This is a genomic window from Candidatus Kinetoplastibacterium oncopeltii TCC290E (assembly GCF_000340865.1).
In the GTDB taxonomy this organism is placed as follows: Bacteria; Pseudomonadota; Gammaproteobacteria; order Burkholderiales; family Burkholderiaceae_B; genus Kinetoplastidibacterium; species Kinetoplastidibacterium stringomonadis.
Map to the genome: position 1 here is coordinate 1 of NC_020299.1, position 18,553 is coordinate 18,553.

Annotated in this window: 14 protein-coding genes and 2 tRNA genes; 4 read left to right on the forward strand and 12 right to left on the reverse strand. The window is 31.0% G+C overall.

The window, feature by feature from the left end; translation table 11 throughout:
* The 3 genes from dnaA to gyrB are packed head-to-tail and all read left to right on the forward strand — an operon-like array spanning window position 1 to window position 5,034.
* A complete protein-coding gene (gene dnaA, locus CONE_RS00005; RefSeq protein WP_015396721.1) occupies window positions 1-1,419 on the forward strand; it encodes a chromosomal replication initiator protein DnaA in 1,419 nt (472 codons plus the stop codon).
* A gap of 2 nt (window positions 1,420-1,421) precedes the next feature.
* Window positions 1,422-2,534 carry a DNA polymerase III subunit beta gene (dnaN, locus tag CONE_RS00010; RefSeq protein ID WP_015396722.1) on the forward strand — a complete coding sequence of 371 codons (1,113 nt, stop codon included), beginning with the start codon at window positions 1,422-1,424 and terminating at the stop codon, window positions 2,532-2,534.
* Between the two features lie 52 nt (window positions 2,535-2,586).
* The gene (gyrB, locus tag CONE_RS00015; RefSeq protein ID WP_015396723.1) at window positions 2,587-5,034 is read left to right on the forward strand and encodes a DNA topoisomerase (ATP-hydrolyzing) subunit B; all 2,448 of its coding nucleotides are present in this window, start codon (window positions 2,587-2,589) and stop codon (window positions 5,032-5,034) included.
* An 8-nt stretch (window positions 5,035-5,042) separates the two neighbouring features.
* On the opposite strand, the gene CONE_RS00020 is transcribed toward gyrB, so the two are convergent.
* On the reverse strand, window positions 5,043-5,855 hold the full coding sequence (locus CONE_RS00020) for a cysteine hydrolase family protein (RefSeq protein WP_041862219.1): 813 nt from the start codon (window positions 5,853-5,855) through the stop codon (window positions 5,043-5,045).
* Window position 5,856: 1 nt separating this feature from the next.
* Window positions 5,857-8,316: a DNA topoisomerase III gene (locus CONE_RS00025; protein ID WP_015396725.1), complete on the reverse strand. Its 2,460-nt coding sequence runs from the start codon at window positions 8,314-8,316 to the stop codon at window positions 5,857-5,859.
* Between the two features lie 214 nt (window positions 8,317-8,530).
* On the opposite strand from CONE_RS00025, the gene CONE_RS00030 reads away from it, so the two are divergent.
* Window positions 8,531-9,721: an acetylornithine transaminase gene (locus tag CONE_RS00030; protein WP_015396726.1), complete on the forward strand. Its 1,191-nt coding sequence runs from the start codon at window positions 8,531-8,533 to the stop codon at window positions 9,719-9,721.
* Window positions 9,722-9,732: 11 nt separating this feature from the next.
* On the opposite strand, the gene CONE_RS00035 is transcribed toward CONE_RS00030, so the two are convergent.
* From CONE_RS00035 to CONE_RS00080, 10 genes are all read right to left on the reverse strand, one after another.
* A complete protein-coding gene (locus tag CONE_RS00035) occupies window positions 9,733-10,299 on the reverse strand; it encodes a thiol:disulfide interchange protein DsbA/DsbL (protein ID WP_235043363.1) in 567 nt (188 codons plus the stop codon).
* A 217-nt stretch (window positions 10,300-10,516) separates the two neighbouring features.
* The gene (gene argS, locus CONE_RS00040; RefSeq protein ID WP_015396728.1) at window positions 10,517-12,205 is read right to left on the reverse strand and encodes an arginine--tRNA ligase; all 1,689 of its coding nucleotides are present in this window, start codon (window positions 12,203-12,205) and stop codon (window positions 10,517-10,519) included.
* A gap of 86 nt (window positions 12,206-12,291) precedes the next feature.
* Window positions 12,292-13,974, reverse strand: a complete 1,683-nt coding sequence (leuA, locus tag CONE_RS00045) for a 2-isopropylmalate synthase (RefSeq protein WP_015396729.1) — start codon at window positions 13,972-13,974, stop codon at window positions 12,292-12,294.
* A 289-nt stretch (window positions 13,975-14,263) separates the two neighbouring features.
* Window positions 14,264-14,638, reverse strand: a complete 375-nt coding sequence (locus CONE_RS00050; RefSeq protein WP_015396730.1) for a hypothetical protein — start codon at window positions 14,636-14,638, stop codon at window positions 14,264-14,266.
* Window positions 14,639-14,645: 7 nt separating this feature from the next.
* Window positions 14,646-16,247 (reverse strand): peptide chain release factor 3, encoded by a 1,602-nt coding sequence (locus CONE_RS00055; RefSeq protein WP_015396731.1) that lies wholly within the window; start codon window positions 16,245-16,247, stop codon window positions 14,646-14,648.
* A gap of 100 nt (window positions 16,248-16,347) precedes the next feature.
* A tRNA-Asn gene (locus CONE_RS00060) sits at window positions 16,348-16,423 on the reverse strand.
* 109 nt (window positions 16,424-16,532) lie between these two features.
* A tRNA-Thr gene (locus CONE_RS00065) sits at window positions 16,533-16,608 on the reverse strand.
* Window positions 16,609-16,676: 68 nt separating this feature from the next.
* A complete protein-coding gene (locus CONE_RS00070) occupies window positions 16,677-17,048 on the reverse strand; it encodes a stringent starvation protein B (protein WP_015396732.1) in 372 nt (123 codons plus the stop codon).
* Window positions 17,049-17,058: 10 nt separating this feature from the next.
* Entirely contained in the window at window positions 17,059-17,670 is a 612-nt protein-coding gene (locus CONE_RS00075; protein ID WP_041862182.1) for a glutathione S-transferase N-terminal domain-containing protein, read from the reverse strand.
* 104 nt (window positions 17,671-17,774) lie between these two features.
* On the reverse strand, window positions 17,775-18,533 hold the full coding sequence (locus tag CONE_RS00080) for a Nif3-like dinuclear metal center hexameric protein (RefSeq protein WP_015396734.1): 759 nt from the start codon (window positions 18,531-18,533) through the stop codon (window positions 17,775-17,777).
* Window positions 18,534-18,553 lie beyond the last annotated feature (20 nt).

Genomic DNA, 18,553 nt, shown 5'->3' on the forward strand with positions numbered 1-18,553 from the left:
ATGGAAGATTTTTGGTTGTCTTTTATATCTAGCTTAGAAAAGGAACTTCCCCATCAACAAATTAGTGCTTGGATTAAGCCACTGATTCCTGTTGCTTTTGATGATTCTAAAAGTATTTTGCGCATATCAGCCCCAAATAGATTTAAGCTTGATTTAGTTAAAAAGAAATTTGCTAGTCAAATTGAGATACTGGCTTCAGAGTGGTTTAAAAAGTCAGTGAATGTTATATTCGAGTTGCCAGTTAATAGTGAAAGGATAATTCATAAAAAACCTGATTTATTAAAGTCGTTTGTTGGTAATTATACTTATAATAATAAAATAGATTATAGTAATAACCATGCTACTCCAAAGATTGAAATATCACTATCTAGTGAAGTTGCTAATGTTGCATATGAAAGATCTAGATTAAATACTGTTTTAACTTTTGATAGTTTTGTTACCGGCAAGGCGAATCAACTAGCTAGAGCAGCCTCATTACAGGTTTCTGAAAATCCTGGAGTCTCATACAATCCACTTTTTTTATATGGTGGAGTAGGATTGGGTAAAACTCATTTAATACACGCTGTTGGTAATTCTATGTTGTGTGCTAGTAATGATGTAAAGGTTAGGTATGTTCATGCTGATCAGTATGTCTCAGATGTTGTTAAAGCTTATCAAAGAAAAGCTTTTGATGAGTTTAAAAAATATTATCATTCTCTAGATTTATTGCTTATAGATGATATACAATTTTTCTCTGGTAAAAACAGAACACAAGAAGAATTTTTTTATGCTTTTGAAGCTATGGTTGCCCAACATAAACAAATAATAATAACCAGTGATACATATCCTAAAGAGTTGTCTGGGATCGATAGTAGATTAATATCTAGATTTGATTCCGGTTTAACTGTAGCTATAGAGCCTCCAGAGCTAGAAATGAGGGTAGCTATTTTATTAAGAAAGGCAGAATCAGAGAATTTACCAATGCCAGAAGAAGTAGCTTTTTTTATAGCCAAGCATCTAAGAAGCAATGTGAGAGAATTGGAGGGAGCATTACGTAAGGTTTTAGCTTATGTTCGTTTCCATGGTAGAAATGTTTTAACCGTTGATGTTTGTAAAGAAGCTTTGAAAGATTTATTATCAGTTTCCAATGGACAAATTACTGTGGAAAACATACAAAAAACTGTTGCTGATTACTACAAAATTAAAATAGCTGATATGTACTCTAAAAGAAGACCAGCAAATATAGCATTACCACGACAAATTGCTATGTATTTATCTAAAGAACTTACTCAAAAGAGCTTACCTGAGATTGGTGATTTATTTGGTGGTCGTGATCACACAACTGTACTGCATGCTGTTAGAAAAATTTCTGATGCTCGTATTAAACAAGCCGATTTAAACCATAATCTTCATGTGCTTGAACAAACTTTAAAAGGATGATTATGAAGTTTTTACATGTAGTTCGTGAATCATTATTAAAAACACTATCCAATATAGTAGGTATAGTAGAAAGGCGTAATACTATGCCAATTTTGTCAAACTTAATGATTCGCAAAGATAAAGGAAATAAGGTTGCCTTCATTACTACTGATATTGAGGTTCAGATGACTACGTATGCAAACTGTGGTTCTGGAGAGAGTGAAGTTTCTACTACAGTATCTGCTCGTAAGTTTTTGGATATATTAAAGGCTTTACCTGATATGAGTAATATTAACGTTGAGTTACATGATAACAAAATTTATATTGAATCATCAAAAAGTAGATTTAATTTGCAGACTATCAATTCCGAAGAATTTCCAGTTATGTCATGTCCTGACACCTGGGATATATCAGTAAGACTATCACAAAGAGATCTTAAGAGTTTGTTTAGTATGGTCTATTTTTCTATGGCTCAGCAAGATATTCGTTATTATTTAAATGGTATGCTTTTGGTTTTTAAGGATAATTGTATTTTTGCGGTATCTACAGATGGACACAGGTTATCTTATAATTCTATAGAAGCAAATGAATTCGAAGGTTGCAAGGAGGTTATTGTACCAAGAAAGACAATCCTTGAACTGCAACGATTATTGCAGGATTCTGACGATATTATTTGTATAGATGTCTCGAGTTCCCAGATAAAATTTTGTTTTCGTGATATTGAATTTATATCTAAATTAGTCGAGGGTAAGTTTCCTGACTTCAGAAAAGTTATACCTAATAATTATCCTATAAGTTTTCCTATTAATAGAGAATATTTTCAAGGAAGTTTACAGAGAGTTGCTATTATAACAAACGATAAATTTAAAGGCGTTAGGTTTCACTTTGAAACTAATAACCTTAAGGTTTCTTCATCAAACACAGATCATGAAGAAGCTCAAGAAGATTTAGAGATAGATTACAGAGGTAATGATTTTGATGTTGGTTTTAATGTAAACTATTTACTAGATGTTATATCTAATTTGAAAAGTGAAAATTTAATCTGGTCTATAACTCCTGATAGTAATGCTTCTGTCTTAATTACAGTTCCAGATGATCCTAATTTTAAATATGTTGTCATGCCAATGCGCATATAAAAGTAGGTTATATATTTTTTAGTCAATCTATTAATAAAAAGTTATTTTTAAAATGTCAGATAAAAAAAACACTAAATCTATGAAAGAAAGCAGTGAGTACAGTGCCGGTTCAATAAAGATGCTTAAAGGCCTGGAGGCGGTTAGGAAGAGACCTGGTATGTATATAGGAGATACATCTGATGGGACTGGCTTGCATCATATGGTTTTTGAGGTAGTTGATAATGCCATAGATGAAGCTCTCGCTGGGTTTTGTGATGATATCGTAGTTACAATCAACTCTGATAAATCTATATCTGTAAAAGATAATGGTAGAGGTATTCCTGTTGAAGTTCACAAGGATGATGAATTTCAGCGTAGTGCTGCTGAGATAGTTATGACAGAGTTACATGCTGGTGGAAAATTTGATCAAAATGCTTATAAAGTATCAGGCGGCTTGCATGGTGTAGGCGTATCTTGTGTTAATGCCCTGTCAGAATGGTTAAATTTGACTATTTGCCGTGATGGGCATTTATATAAATTAGGATTTAAAAGAGGGGCTTGTGTTTCTCCATTGTCAGCTGATGGTGATACAGAAGATACTGGTACAGAAGTTTGTTTTTTAGCTGACTCAGAGGTTTTCCTAAACATAGAATATAATTACGATATTTTGTCTAAAAGGCTAAGGGAATTATCATTCCTTAACAATGGAATCAAAATTCGTCTTGTAGACTTGATTAAAAATAGAAGTGAGAATTTTTCTTTTTCTGGTGGGGCTAGAGGGTTTGTTGAGTATATTAATAGAAATAAGACTGTTTTGCATAAAAATATATTTAACACAATAGCTGATTCATCTGCCGGTGGGGTCCCCGTAAATGTAGAAATTGCAATGCAATGGAATGATACATATTCTGAGAATGTTCTTTGTTTTACCAATAATATACCTCAGCGTGATGGTGGTTCACACCTAACTGGCCTGAAAGCTGCTATGACACGTGTGTTAAACAAATACATGTCCGATAATGATCTCACAAAGAAGGCTAAAGTTGATACTTCTGGTGATGATATGAGAGAGGGACTTGTATGTGTTTTATCAGTTAAAGTACCAGAACCAAAATTTAGCAGTCAAACAAAAGACAAGTTAGTCTCAAGTGAAGTGAGACCTGCTGTTGAGGATGTTATATCTCATACTTTAGAATCGTGGTTATTAGAAAATCCATCTGATGCAAAAGCTTTGTGCGTCAAAATAATAGAATCAGCAAGAGCTAGGGAGGCTGCTCGTAAGGCTCGTGAAATGACTCGCAGGAAGAGTGTTCTTGAGGGAAGTGGTTTGCCAGGAAAGCTCGCTGATTGTCAAGAAAAAGATCCAGCTTTATGTGAATTATATATTGTTGAAGGAGATTCTGCTGGTGGATCAGCTAAACAGGGTAGAGATAGAAAATTTCAAGCTGTTTTGCCACTTAGAGGAAAGGTTCTAAATGTAGAAAAGGCTAGATTCGATAGATTAATTGCTAGTGAGCAAATTACTACTTTGATAACTGCTTTGGGAACTAGTATAGGTACAGATTTTAATATTGAAAAGTTGCGTTACCATCGCTTAATAATTATGACTGATGCTGATGTAGATGGAGCACATATAAGAACTCTATTATTAACATTTTTGTACAGACAAATGCCAGAATTAATCGAAAGAGGATATATATATATTGCTCAGCCACCATTATATAAAGTGAAAGTTGGTCGCGAAGAATATTACTTAAAAGATAATGATGACGAATCGGAATTCATGCTTAAACTAGCACTAAAAAATGCGGAATTGATAACTAACAAAGACAGTATATCTATTAGTGGAGATATTTTATTAGATTTAGCTCGGAAATATGTTGGTGCAGAGAATATTATTAGACGATTATCTCGTAGTTTTGATGTATCAGTGTTATATGCAATTATGAACGGAGTTTATATAAATATAGATACAGAAGATGAATCCAAAAAATCTGCGGAAGATTTATTAAATATATTAATGAAATCATCAATTCCTAATGATTTCTTAAATATTTCTATTGTTGACGATTGTGCAATTAGAATTAGCCGGAAGACTCATGGTAATGAAAAGATTTGTATAATAGATAGAAACTTTCTAAAAACATCAGACTATATCTTTTTACGCGATTTGAGTAATCAGTTCTCTGGTTTAATTCGAGATGATTCTGTTGTGTATCGAGGTGAGCCTGATAAACGGAAGCAAAAGAAAATTTCTAGTTTTAAAGAGGCAATGACTTGGCTATTTAATGAGGCTGAAAGTGTTATTTCAAAACAACGATATAAAGGTTTAGGAGAGATGAATCCTAATCAGTTATGGGAAACAACTATGGATCCAAGTGCTCGTAGGTTATTGAAAGTACGTATAAATGATGCTATAACTGCGGATCAATTATTTACAACATTAATGGGTGATGACGTAGCACCTAGAAGAGAGTTCATTGAAAATAATGCGTTATATGCATCAAACATAGATATATAATATATGATTCATTTTAGAATACTCATTACTTCGGTGCTATTAGTTATTGTTACACCAAGACTTTCCATATGTAAAAGAAAGTCTTTCGTGTTTTTTTCATATCCATTAACAGGACTCATGCAATCAGTCAGAAGCATTATGCTATGAGGATCTTTTCTACTGCTATTATAAATAAGATCTTCCATAGTCCTTTTTACACAGTGACTACTAGATTCTCCTGCTATTAATAAAATATCATATTTATCCAGATACTTTATTAATTTATTATTAATACATTTTTTATTCTTTCTATTATCCTTGGAAAGGGCACTAAATTGCTCTCTTAGCGGATCTAATCCCTTTAAAATGACATTAGCTTTTTTTGAATTTATTTCTTCCCATATATTACGAGGTGCCTGTACATAATTATTAATATTACTTCCCCATGTACCAATTTCACAATGTACCGGCCATATAGTTAGTCCTTCTTTTTCAGATTCTTCTATATATTCAAAATAGTTAATTATCTGTTTTTTGTTATATTTAGTTTTAGGAGTAATATTTCCTTTTATAATTTCATCTGATGTAATTTTAGAAAAAGGTTCTAAATCATTATCTCCTCTTTTCCAAAAACATGTATGAGCTATGTCCATACTGAAATGACTATCTAGAGTGATAGTCATTTCAGATATTATATTTATATTAAAATATATAAATTTCCCAAGTCTTTCCATATCATTATTAGAACCAGATATTGGTAAAGTTGGGGTTTGATACTTATTTTTAGGGATATCACAAAAGTCATTTTGAGGATCAATAATCATTAAATGTATTTTCATCATACTAACTTTTAGCTTTTTTATTTTTTTCAAATTTAAATAATATTTTTTCATTATTTAGTATTAAATATGCTTTAAATTTTCTTTTTGTTCTAGCAGAAATAAAATTATCTAGAAGACTTGTAGATCCTGTGTTTAGTAATTTTATTACTTGTTCTATAGATATCTCCTGGTTTAGAATTTTCTTATTTATACGAAAATCACATTTTTTATTTTCGCTCATATTATTTGCGCATATATAACTGTTATTATTTTCAAAAATATTACCAGAGCATTTTGGACAATTTCCTAATATTTCTTTTTCAGAGATATTCAAAATCATATTATCATTACTTTGTCCAAAATCGAACTCCAATTTCCAATCATTGTTAATATATAAAGTTGCAGAGAAATTTCTAAATGATTTACTGATAAAGTTATCTAAAGGACCTATCTTCTTATTTTTTAATAAATCTTCAACCTCTTGTAATTCAAAAGTTCTACTACCAGGATGCTTGCTTATTGAAAAATCACATTGCAGACAGCTATATCTTCGATAATTTTCAGCAAATTCACCACCACATTTCGGACAAGGGTTTTCAAAAACAACATAATCACCTGGCACATTATTGTTTTCATATTCCTTCGTTTTTTTTACTATAATTTCAGTCATTTCAATGATTTCGTTCATAAAAATAGAGCTTTCAAGTTTATTTTGCTCTATTTTTTTTAATTTTTGCTCCCATTCTCCTGTCAACTCTGGTGATGTTAGTTCTTTTATATTTAACCCTGAAAGTAGTATCATCAATTGATTTGCTTTAGCTGTTGTTATTAATTCCTTTCCATTACGGCGTAAATATTGTTCACTTATCAACCCTTCAATTATAGAAGCTCTTGTTGCTGGAGTTCCTAATCCTCTTTCAGAAATTGCCTCTTTTAAGTTTTCATCTTCTATCAGTTTTCCAGCTCCTTCCATTACCGATAACAGAGTAGCTTCATTATAACGAGCCGGTGGTTTTGTATTTAAATCTTTTATGATAATAGATTTATTAATAACCTTTTCATTGTTAGTGATTTTAATTAGATCAACATCACTATTTTGGCTATCTTTACCATATACTGATAGCCATCCAGGATTAATCAATACTTTTCCTTCTGTTTTGAATTTATTATTGTTAATCTCAGTTATTCTTGTAGTATTAAAGTATTCAGCTGCTGGAAAAAACACAGCTAGAAATCTTTTCAAAACCATAAGGTATATCTTTATTTCTAATTCGTTTAATTTGTTTGGAATTTGTAGAGTGGGAACTATTGCAAAATGATCAGAAATTTTTTTATTATTAAAAATTCTTTGATTTAATGTTATCCATTTGTGTTGAATGATCTGTTTGGCGCAATTTGATGTGACACTATCAATTATTTCAGTTTTACTATCAGAAAGCAATTGAACTGTATCTGTAACTATTGTTATATAATCTTCTGGTAAATGACGTGAATCTGTCCTTGGATATGTTAATGCTTTATGTTTCTCATATAAAGACTGAGCTAAATTAAGAGTTGTTTTTGCCGAGAATCCAAATTTTGTATTTGCTTCCCTCTGTAGTGAAGTAAGATCAAACAAAGTAGGTGATAATTGTGTAGATTTTTTAGATTTATCGTAAGCAAAACCGGTAGAATTTTCACATTCTTTTTTTATTTCATAGGCTTCTTCATAAGACCATATCCTTGATTCTTTATTCTCTGGATCATTCTCATTTTTTTTAAAAGAATGATTGATCCATTTAGACTCATATGATCCATTATTAGCTGCAAAAGTAGCTAATAATTCCCAGTAATTTTTAGATATAAAATCCTTTATTTGTTTCTCACGTTTGCTGACTATAGCAAGAGTAGGAGTCTGTACTCTACCAACAGTTGTTTTAAAAAAACCTCCATCTTTACTATTAAATGCTGTCATGGCTCTGGTACCATTAATACCAATAAGCCAGTCAGCCTCAGCTCTAGAACGAGCAGCATATTCAAGAGATTTTAGTTGTTCATCAGTTTTTAGATTTTTAAATGCAGTTTGTATGGCATCCTTAGTCATTGATTGAAACCATAATCGATAAATCTGTTTTTTTGTTCCGGAGAATTCTATAATATATTTGAATATTAGTTCTCCTTCTCTACCTGCATCACATGCATTTATGATTGATGTGATATCTTTTCGTTTTATGCTTTTGTTAAGTATCTTTAAGCGTTCTGAAGCTTTCTTGTCTATAGGAATTAATTCAAATTTACTTGGTATAATAGGCAAACTAGAAAGACTCCATTTACCTCTAGATGGTTCATTTGGTGCTGATAGTGTAAGTAGATGTCCTATACTCGATGTTATTACATAATCTTCATTTTCGTAAAGCTCATTACACTTCTTAAATCCTCCTAATGCTTTCGATATATCATTTGCAACGGATGGTTTTTCTGCAATTATCAGCTGTTTATTCATGTTTTTGTAGGTATTAAGCGTATATTGTGTATTTTATTATTTAATTTATCATATTAAGGATGTTTTTAAATAAATTGTCAATTGTCTATTGTTTTATATTTATAAATTTTTGGTTATACAAATTTGTTTTTTTATAGTTTTTCACTATTAGCAGTACTATACTGATCAATCATAGGATCTTTTATTAACATTTTTGACTTTGGTGGTTATTTTTATGGGACTAAATAAATTTAAAGTGTCATCATTAATGGATATAACAGCACGCCCAGATATAGTATTTGTACGTGGACATGGTTCTTGGCTAGAGGATAATACTGGTAAAAAGTACCTGGATTTTATACAAGGTTGGGCAGTTAATTGCTTAGGACATAGTCCTAAGGAGGTTATTAATTCTTTATCAGAACAATCAAAATTGCTTATAAACCCTTCACCAGCTTTTTATAACCAACCATCAGTAGAATTAGCAACCAGTCTTGTTAATGCATCTTGTTTCGATCATGTTTTTTTTGCTAACAGTGGTGCTGAGGCAAATGAAGGAGCAATAAAACTAGCTCGGAAATGGGGGAAAATATATAAAAAAGGGGCATACAAAATTATAACCATGAAAGATAGTTTTCATGGTCGTACTTTAGCTACTATGTCAGCATCTGGAAAAGCAGGTTGGGATAATATTTTTCCACCTAGAATGGAAGGTTTTATAAAAGCAGACTTAAATGATATAGAATCGGTAAAAAGATTAATTGACGACGATGTAGTAGCTATCATGCTTGAGCCAATTCAAGGAGAAGCAGGTGTAATACCAGCAGATAAGAAATTTATGCAAGATTTACGTGATATTACAAATCTTCATAATTTGCTTCTTATCGTTGATGAAGTTCAAACTGGAATGGGCAGAACAGGTACATTATTCGCTTATCAGCAATATGACATAGAGCCAGATATAATGACCTTAGGTAAAGGTATAGGCGGTGGCGTACCTTTATCTGCTCTTCTTGCAAAAGATAGTATTTGTGTATTCTCACATGGTGATCAAGGAGGTACATATAATGGTAATCCCTTGTGTACCGCTGTTGGTTTATCAGTACTAAATGCTATAAATAATTCTAGTTTTATGGAAGATGTCCGAATTAGTTCTGATTTTCTATCCAAAGGATTATCTATTATATCAGATAAATACGATATGAATGGAGAGAGAGGAATTGGTCTTTTGCGTGCTTTGATACTAAATAATAATGATGCTCAAGCTATTGTAGATCTTGCAAGAAATTTTGAGCCAACAGGTTTATTATTAAATGCTCCTAGATGTAATCTTTTAAGATTCATGCCAGCACTAAATGTTTCAAAAAATGAGATTTCTTTAATGTTAGAAACATTAGATAGTATTTTATCAAAAATATTAAGATAATAATTTAAAAATTATTCTTTTCGGAGTTTTTCTATAAGATGATCTATTGTGCTTAGCGTGCACTCATATTCATCACCTGCTATAGCGGGTGATGTAATATACTTTCCCCCTATAATAAAACTAGGTACTCCTTTTATTTCGCATAATTTTGCCAATTGATTGAATCTGTTTGATTTAGACTGTATATAGAATGAATTATATAGCTCCAAAAATTCATTTGTATTTATATCTTTATTTTTTAGCCAATCTGTTAAATCTCTTACATTTTTTATAGACTTCTTTTCTTTAGCAAACATATGGAATAACTCACCATGTAAATATGGTTTATTGATCTCATTTATAGTTAAATATAGTTTTTGTAAATCTTCAGATCTTTTATTAGAAGATACAGGAATTTTTATCAAAGTCACGTCTGCTGGAAGCGAAGATTGCCATTGATTTAGAATATTTTCTAAAGCCGTGCAATGATGGCACATATAAGACAAGAATTCTATTACTTCTATATTGTTGTTACTAAGAGGTTCGATTTTATTCTTAAGTATCTCATATTTATTTTGAGAATTACAATTATTTGACATAAGGAAAATTATAATAAAACAACCAATTTTAATTAGCAGTTGATATTTTTTATAAATTTTTTTCATTGCATAAGAGATTTTGAAATATAGCTTCATAGTAGAAAGACTATTACCTAAATACCATTTTTAATAATTGTAAATTGTTTCTTATATATTTCAATATTGAAATATATAAGAAACAATCAAAATATAATCAGTAGCAATTTTTATGCTAACATTACATTCTTTCTGGAGCAGATATTCCGAGTATATCTAATCCATTCTTAAGAATTTGTAAAGAAGCTTGTGCTAATCGTAGTCTAGATAATTTTATATCTAATTGTTCTGAAATAATATGCTTTGAGTTGTACCAAGTATGACAATCATAAGCACAGTCTCGTAACCAAAATGCTAAAATATGAGGAGAAAGCTCAGTTGCTGACTTATATATAATAGCAGGGAATTCCGATAGTCTTTTTATTAAATTTATTTCTTCTATGCTATTGAGCAATGATAGATTTGCTTTGTATATATCTTCAATATTTATATTTGCTTTGTTTAATATAGAGCTTATGCGAGCATGTGCGTATTGTATATAGAATACTGGATTTTCTTCTGATTTTGATAATGCTAGGTCTATATCAAATATAAATTCAGTATCAGAACGTCTTTGTATTAAAAAATAACGAGCAGCATCTCTGCCAACCCATTCAACAAGATCACGCATAGTAACATAATTGCCAGTTCTTTTTGAGACTTTAACTTCTTCCCCATTGCGAACTATTTTAACCATTTTATGTAAGATATAGCTAGGATAATCTTTAGGTATTCCTATTTTTAATGCCTGTAAACCAGCTCTTACTCTTGATATTGTCCCGTGATGATCACTACCTTGTATATTGATAGCATAATGAAATCCTCTATCCCATTTAGTCTTGTGATAAGCAACGTCTGGGAGAAAATATGTGTATTCACCAGTACCTTTTCGCATTACTCTATCTTTATCATCACCTGTATTAAGATCAGTAGTTCGTAACCAAATGGCCCCATCTTTTTCGTAAGAGTAACCGTTACTGTCAATTTTCTTTGCAACTTCTGATACTTTGCCAGAAGTGTATAGGGAACTTTCTAGATAATAGCTATCAAATTTTGTCCCAAATGATTTTAAATCTAAATCTTGTTCTTTTCTTAAATAAGCTACTGAGAATTCTTTTATATCTGATAAAGATTCTATATTACCGCTTGCTATTATATGACTTAACTTATCTATTTGAATAGATTTTTTGTTAATAAAGTCATTAGCTATATCTGAAATATAATCACCTTTGTATAGATCATTATCATCTATATTATTTGCAACAAAACTACTTCCTTTTGCGATTCTTTGTACACTGAGAGCTAGGTTGTTAATCTGATTTCCTGCGTCATTGTAATAGAATTCATTAAATACAAACCATCCCAGTGCCTTATATAGTTTACATATTGCATCTCCTATTGCTGCTTGTCTAGCATGACCAACATGAAGAGGACCAGTAGGATTAGCTGAAACATATTCTATTAATATTTTCTTATTTATATTAGTGCTACAGCCATACAATTCTTTCTGTTTTTCAATCAAAGGTATAGTTTCAAAAATAGCGTTATGAGATAAATAAAAATTTATGAATCCAGGACCAGCTATTTCAATTTTATCAACTATTTTTGATAAATTAATATCAATAAGTAAGTTTGATACTAATAGTTTTGCAATATCATTTGGATTGATTTTCTTTATCTTAGAAATCCGCATTGCGCTATTAGTTGAAAAATCACCATGAGTTTGTATCTTTGGTTTCTCTAGTAAAATTTCAATATTAATTTCTGGGAAATATCTATTTATTAAACTTTCGATAGATAAGATTATTTGTTTTTTGTGCCCTAAGAGCATGATATGTTTCTATAATGTTATTTAGTTAATGTTTTATTGTGCTATGGGTTAATGTTTACATAATTAACTCATAGCAAATACACCTTTTAAGATTGTTTTTCTGATTTTAGATGTCTATTTATTGCGCTAAGAACTGCTCTAAAAGATGCAGTAACAATATCCCTGTCAATGCCTACTCCAAATATAGAATTATTATGATCAATGCGCAATTCTACGTAACAAGCAGCACGTGTATTAGTATTTGATCCTAAAGAATGCTCATGATAGTTCATTATCCTCGCTGGCAATCCCAGTGCTGATATAAAAGCAGAAATTGCTCCATTACCTTCTCCACGCAATATGCGTTTTTCTCCGCTACATTCTATCTCTGCTTCAACAGCAAAATGCTTAGCTTCTGCAGCTTGTGGATCACCATCTATACGATGGCGAATTAGTTTCCATGGTGAGCTTTGATCTAAGTATTCTGATTTGAATATATTGTAAACCGCTTCAGCTGTAACTTCTCTTCCAGTTTTATCTGTAAATCTTTGAACAGCCCTGCTGAATTCTATCTGTAATTTTCTAGGTAGTACTAAACCATATTCTCTTTCCAGAAGATATGCTACTCCACCTTTACCTGATTGACTATTAACACGTATTACAGCATCATAATTTCTTCCCAAATCAGCTGGATCTATTGGAAGATAAGGAACTTCCCATATTGCATCTGTTTTTTGTAAAGCCATTCCTTTCTTTATAGCATCCTGATGTGATCCTGAGAACGCTGTAAATACAAGATCCCCAGCATATGGATGCCTTGGTGGTGTGATCATTTGCGTACAATGTTCGACACACCTTCTTACCTCATCAATATCAGAGAAATCTAACTCTGGATGGATGCCTTGAGTATATAAGTTTAAAGCTAATGTTATTAAATCGACATTACCAGTCCTCTCTCCATGTCCAAATAAACAACCTTCTACTCTATCAGCTCCTGCCATAATAGCTAGCTCAGCTGATGCTACTGCGGTACCACGATCATTATGAGGATGTACACTTATTATAACATTATCTCTATTATTTATATTTTTTTTCATCCATTCTATTTGATCTGCATATATATTTGGAGTGGATGATTCTACTGTAGCAGGTAGATTTAATATTAGTTTATTATTCACAGTAGGTTGAAAAATATCTATCACAGTATTAGCAACATCTAATGCAAATTCTAATTCTGTTGAGCTAAAAACTTCTATTGAGTACTCATACTGCCAAAGTGTTTTGTCTGAATATTGTGAAAATAGATCTTTAATAAGATTAGTACCGTTTACGGCAATTTGTTTAATTTCATCTCGATTCATATTAAATACTATTTTTCTAAACGAAGGTGCACATGCATTGTATAAATGAACTATTGCACGTTTTGCTCCATAAACAGCTTCTATAGTCTTTCTTATTAAGTCTTCCCTTGATTGAGTTAATACTGAAATTGTTACATCGTCTGGTATATAGTCATCTTCTATTAGCTTTCTTGTAAAATCAAACTCGGTTTTTGATGCAGAAGGAAATCCGACTTCTATTTCTTTAAATCCAATTTTCAGCAATTGCTCAAAGAAACTTATCTTGCGTTCGATATTCATTGGCTCGATAAGTGCTTGATTGCCATCTCTCAGATCAGTACTTAGCCAAATAGGAGCTTTTGTTATAGATTTACTAGGCCAAGTTCTATCAGAGTAATCTTCTTTAAAAGGGCGAAATGGCACATATTTAGTAGCTGGTTTGGTAATCATAGTTTATATCCACATTTATTATAAAATTATTTTGACAAATAGCATTGACTATTTTTAACTATATATGCTGAGCATTTATAGAAAAGCACTTGGCACTTGATTTATTTATATAAGATTCATAGACACAACCTATAAATTAGTTATCATTGAGTCAATTTTAGAATCTTTATAATATCTACATACGACTATATTATCATGTAAATATATAAGATTGTTGTCATATGATATCTATTATTCTGCTATATTTTTGATATTTTGGTATTTTTTTTATGATTGATAATAAGACTAGTTATTTTGTTAGATCTATAGTTTTTATATTTTTTGACATTTCATCAAATATAATTCTTTTATTTTTTTCTATTTTATCTTGGTCAACTGGCAAAATTTCTTTTTTATAATGATTCATTATTAGAGGAGTTTTTGTTTTTTTAACACTATCTTTTTCTGATATATATTTCTCTATAAACTTATTAGAATTTGGCTGTGGCGGTTGTGCTATATGTTGTTTACCATCAGCATTTAAACGCATGATGCCACATTCTTTATTATAAATCTCCATAGATAATGGATTATTATTTGTTAGCCATATATCAAGAAATTTAATAAACATTAATACCATAGATATTAATATGAACAATAATATTACTTTTTTTATTTTCGACATTTCTATTTTATTGCTTCGCAAATGTCTTGTTATGTTCTCTTGTTTTATGGAATTTTATATTTGGATATAGCTCTAATAGTGACCTGAGTTGAGCTCCTGAGCTAATCAAAAGTGCTGGTGAATTAGTAATATCAAAGACCATATTTGTAATATTTGAAGTGATAAATCTATCAAGTATATATTTATCACTTGATGATACCCATCTTGCCATATTATATTTAGTATTGTTAATTGTGACATCAGCACCATATTCATTTTTTAATCTATGCGCCACAACTTCAAATTGTAATTTGCCAACAGCACCTAAGAGCAACGGTCCTCCTGAATAATACTGAAATACTTGTATAGCTCCTTCTTCTCCAAGTTGTCGTAGACCATTATATAATTGTTTTGTTTTTAATGGATCTTTAGGCTCCACAGAACAAAACATTTCAGGAGCAAAAAATGGTAATCCAGTAAATTCTAAATATTCTCCCTCTGTTATAACATCTCCTAGATGGATAGTTCCGTGATTAGGGATTCCAATAATATCACCAGCAAAAGCTTCTTCTACTATTTCTCGACGTTGTGATAAAAAAGATACAACATTGTTTGTCTTTATGTCTTTTTTCGTTCTGATGTTTTTTAGACTCATTCCCCTAGTAAATTGTCCGGAATTTATCTTTATAAAAGCTACCCTATCTCTATGTGATGGGTCCATATTTGCTTGGATCTTGAATACTAATCCTGAAAATTTTTCCTCTTCTGGATATACATTCCTACTTATTGCGTTAACTTTGGAAGGTGATGGAAAATAATCTACTATAGAGTCTAATATTTCCTGAATTCCAAAATTATTTATTGCTGAACCAAAGAATATAGGTGTTTGATCTCCATTAATAAATTTTTCTTGTTCAAATTTTGGAGCCGCATTACGAATTAAATCTATTTCTTGAGATATAGGTGCGAAAAAATTATCAAATCTTTCTTTTTCTTTATTGTCAGTTGAATTATTTAGTATATTTTCAGGTTTAGTATATGTTTCTTGACCAGGCTTAAATACCAGTATTTTATCATCTATGAGATTAAATACACCTTTAAATGATTTACCCATACCAATAGGCCATGAAAATGGTATAGCCTCTATTTTTAAATTATTCTCTACTTCTGATAATAGTTCTAATGGCTCTCTAACTTCTCTATCAAATTTGTTTATAAATGTGATAATAGGAGTTTTCCTGGATCTGCATATATCAAGAAGTCTTATTGTTTGTGATTCAATTCCATTAGCTGCATCTATGACCATTAATGCACCGTCAACCGCAGTCAAAACTCTATAGGTATCCTCAGAAAAATCTTGATGTCCAGGTGTATCTAGCAGGTTTATTATACAATCTCTATATTCTATTTGCATTACCGATGACGCTACTGAAATTCCTCTTTGTTTTTCTATTTCCATCCAATCAGAAGCTGCATAACGGGAAGATTTTCTAGATTTTACACTGCCAGCTATTTGTATAGCTCCAGCAAACAAAAGTATTTTTTCTGTAAGGGTAGTTTTTCCAGCATCAGGATGGGAAATTATAGCGAAAGTTCTTCTTCTTTTGACTTCTTTAGCAATAGCCTTCATTGCGTTTTCTTATAAATGATTTTGAATATTATAATTTTATTTAACTAGCAAATATCTAATAAACAAAAAAGACCAGAGAAAAGGATTTAACAGTAAAATTTGGCTCCCCGAGCTGGACTCGAACCAGCGACCTGCGGATTAACAGTCCGTCGCTCTACCAACTGAGCTATCAGGGAAAAGTGATTCTAATTCAAAATTAAAAACAGCACCGTTAAATGATATTTTTAAATCTGATGTATGTCAATAGTTAAATTATATTATTTAAAATATAGTAATACCGTTATGTGGTGCCGACTAGAGGAGTTGAACCCCCGACCTTCGCATTACAAGTGCGCTGCTCTACCAACTGAGCTAAGTCGGCTCAATAAAAAACAAACATATTGTATTGTAATGAATTTTTAATAAAAAGCCAATAACAACGTATATTAATTATTTTACTATAGAAAACTGCTTGCTTTTCTCATTTTTTAATTTATCTCCATCATTATTATTTAATAATGGAAATTCCATACCTACTCCTGTTGCAGGAGAGTATATTGCTAAAACATTATTTATTGGTATAAGAATATTTTCTATTGAATCATTGAAATTAGCTTGAAACGTTATAAAGCTATTTTTTATTTGCAATTTTTCTGTTGCTTCCATACTAATATTTAGAGTAATTTCCCCATTTTTTACATATAAATGTGGAACTTTAGTATCATCGTCAGTTTTAACTAAAATATAAGGATCATAGTTATTATCTGTACACCATTCATACAAAGCTCTTATAAAATAAGGTTTAGTGGAATTTAATTGCATAATTTATCCTTTATCTACGCATGATCTTTTCTGAAGGTGTTAAAGATTCTATGTATGCTGGTCTAGAAAAAATTCTTTCTGCATACTTCTGTAATGGAGCTGCATTCTTTGATAAAGATATTTCATAGTGCTCCAATCTCCAAAGTAGTGGTGCTATTGAAATATCTAACATAGAAAAATCATCTCCTAGAAGGAATTTATTTTTTGCTAAGATCGGGGCAAGTAATGTCAATCTATCTTTAATTTTTAAACGAGCTTCAGTAACTGCAGCATTCTCATGCTTAGTACTTTTACTTTCTAATATTTTAACCTGAGAGAATAGTTCCTTTTCAAAATTATGCAAAAACAACCTAATTCTTGCCCTTGTTATAGGGTCTGCAGGCATTAACTGTGGATGTGGGAACCTTTCATCTATATATTCATTTATTATATTAGATTCATATAAAATAAGATCTCTTTCTACTAAAATAGGCACATTGCCATAGGGGTTCATTGTAAGAATATTTTCGGACTTGTTATTTATATCAACATCACGTATTTCAAAATCCATCCATTTCTCAAATAAGACAAAACGGCATCTTTGAGAGAAGGGACACGTTGTTCCCGAGTAAAGCACCATCATTTTTAAGAATTACCTTCAAGTTAGTCATTGTTATTGTTATAAATTGATATTGACAATAACATACAAATTAAATCTATATAGTATTAATACAATTACAATTGCTACTAAATAGGATTTTCTATTTCTATGTATTTTACTTTAATATGAAATGTTTTTTCTAAGGCATTTCCTAAAGCTTGTATACCATACCTTTCGGTTGCATGATGACCAGCGCATATGAAGCCGACATTTGTTTCTCTAGATATGTGAACTACTGATTCAGATATTTCTCCAGTTATATAAACATCTGCACCAATATCAATTGCTTCTTGAAACATCTTTTGACCTCCTCCTGAGCACCATACAATATTTTTTATGTTTTTTTGTGGATCTCCTATAAGTAATGAACTACGATTCAATTTGTCACTTATAACAACATTCAAATGCTCCATGTTATATAAATTTTTTAACATACCTGACCACAACATGGAGCCTTTTTTAATGTTTTTTCTTATATTGTCAAATCCAAGAAAAGAACCAAGAGTTATATTATTGCCTACCTCTGGATGATCATCCAGAGGTAGGTGATATGCAAAAACATTTAGATTATTTCTTAGACACAAATCGATGCGTTTGCGTTTTATTCCTGATATAGATAGGTTATCATTTGCCCATAGCAAACCATGATGCACTATAACGGCATCTGCTTTAGCAGCAATAGCTTTTTGTAGAAATAATTCACATGCCGTCACTCCTAAAGCTACACTATATATTTTTTCTTTTCCTTCTATTTGTAATCCATTATGACAATAATCTTTATATTTTTCAGGATCAAGCAAAGAATTTAACCAGTCTAATAAAATCTGTGATGTTATGTATTCCATTCAATATTCTTTTAAATATA

Excerpts from the sequence above, each read along its gene's own strand:
- dnaA (WP_015396721.1), top strand. The coding sequence starts at position 1 with ATGGAAGATTTTTGGTTGTCTTTTATATCTAGCTTAGAAAAGGAACTT.
- dnaN (WP_015396722.1), top strand. The coding sequence starts at position 1,422 with ATGAAGTTTTTACATGTAGTTCGTGAATCATTATTAAAAACACTATCC.
- gyrB (WP_015396723.1), top strand. The coding sequence starts at position 2,587 with ATGTCAGATAAAAAAAACACTAAATCTATGAAAGAAAGCAGTGAGTAC.
- CONE_RS00020 (WP_041862219.1), bottom strand. The coding sequence starts at position 5,855 with ATGATGAAAATACATTTAATGATTATTGATCCTCAAAATGACTTTTGT.
- CONE_RS00025 (WP_015396725.1), bottom strand. The coding sequence starts at position 8,316 with ATGAATAAACAGCTGATAATTGCAGAAAAACCATCCGTTGCAAATGAT.
- CONE_RS00030 (WP_015396726.1), top strand. The coding sequence starts at position 8,531 with ATGGGACTAAATAAATTTAAAGTGTCATCATTAATGGATATAACAGCA.
- CONE_RS00035 (WP_235043363.1), bottom strand. The coding sequence starts at position 10,299 with ATGTCAAATAATTGTAATTCTCAAAATAAATATGAGATACTTAAGAAT.
- argS (WP_015396728.1), bottom strand. The coding sequence starts at position 12,205 with ATGCTCTTAGGGCACAAAAAACAAATAATCTTATCTATCGAAAGTTTA.
- leuA (WP_015396729.1), bottom strand. The coding sequence starts at position 13,974 with ATGATTACCAAACCAGCTACTAAATATGTGCCATTTCGCCCTTTTAAA.
- CONE_RS00050 (WP_015396730.1), bottom strand. The coding sequence starts at position 14,638 with ATGTCGAAAATAAAAAAAGTAATATTATTGTTCATATTAATATCTATG.
- CONE_RS00055 (WP_015396731.1), bottom strand. The coding sequence starts at position 16,247 with ATGAAGGCTATTGCTAAAGAAGTCAAAAGAAGAAGAACTTTCGCTATA.
- CONE_RS00070 (WP_015396732.1), bottom strand. The coding sequence starts at position 17,048 with ATGCAATTAAATTCCACTAAACCTTATTTTATAAGAGCTTTGTATGAA.
- CONE_RS00075 (WP_041862182.1), bottom strand. The coding sequence starts at position 17,670 with ATGATGGTGCTTTACTCGGGAACAACGTGTCCCTTCTCTCAAAGATGC.
- CONE_RS00080 (WP_015396734.1), bottom strand. The coding sequence starts at position 18,533 with ATGGAATACATAACATCACAGATTTTATTAGACTGGTTAAATTCTTTG.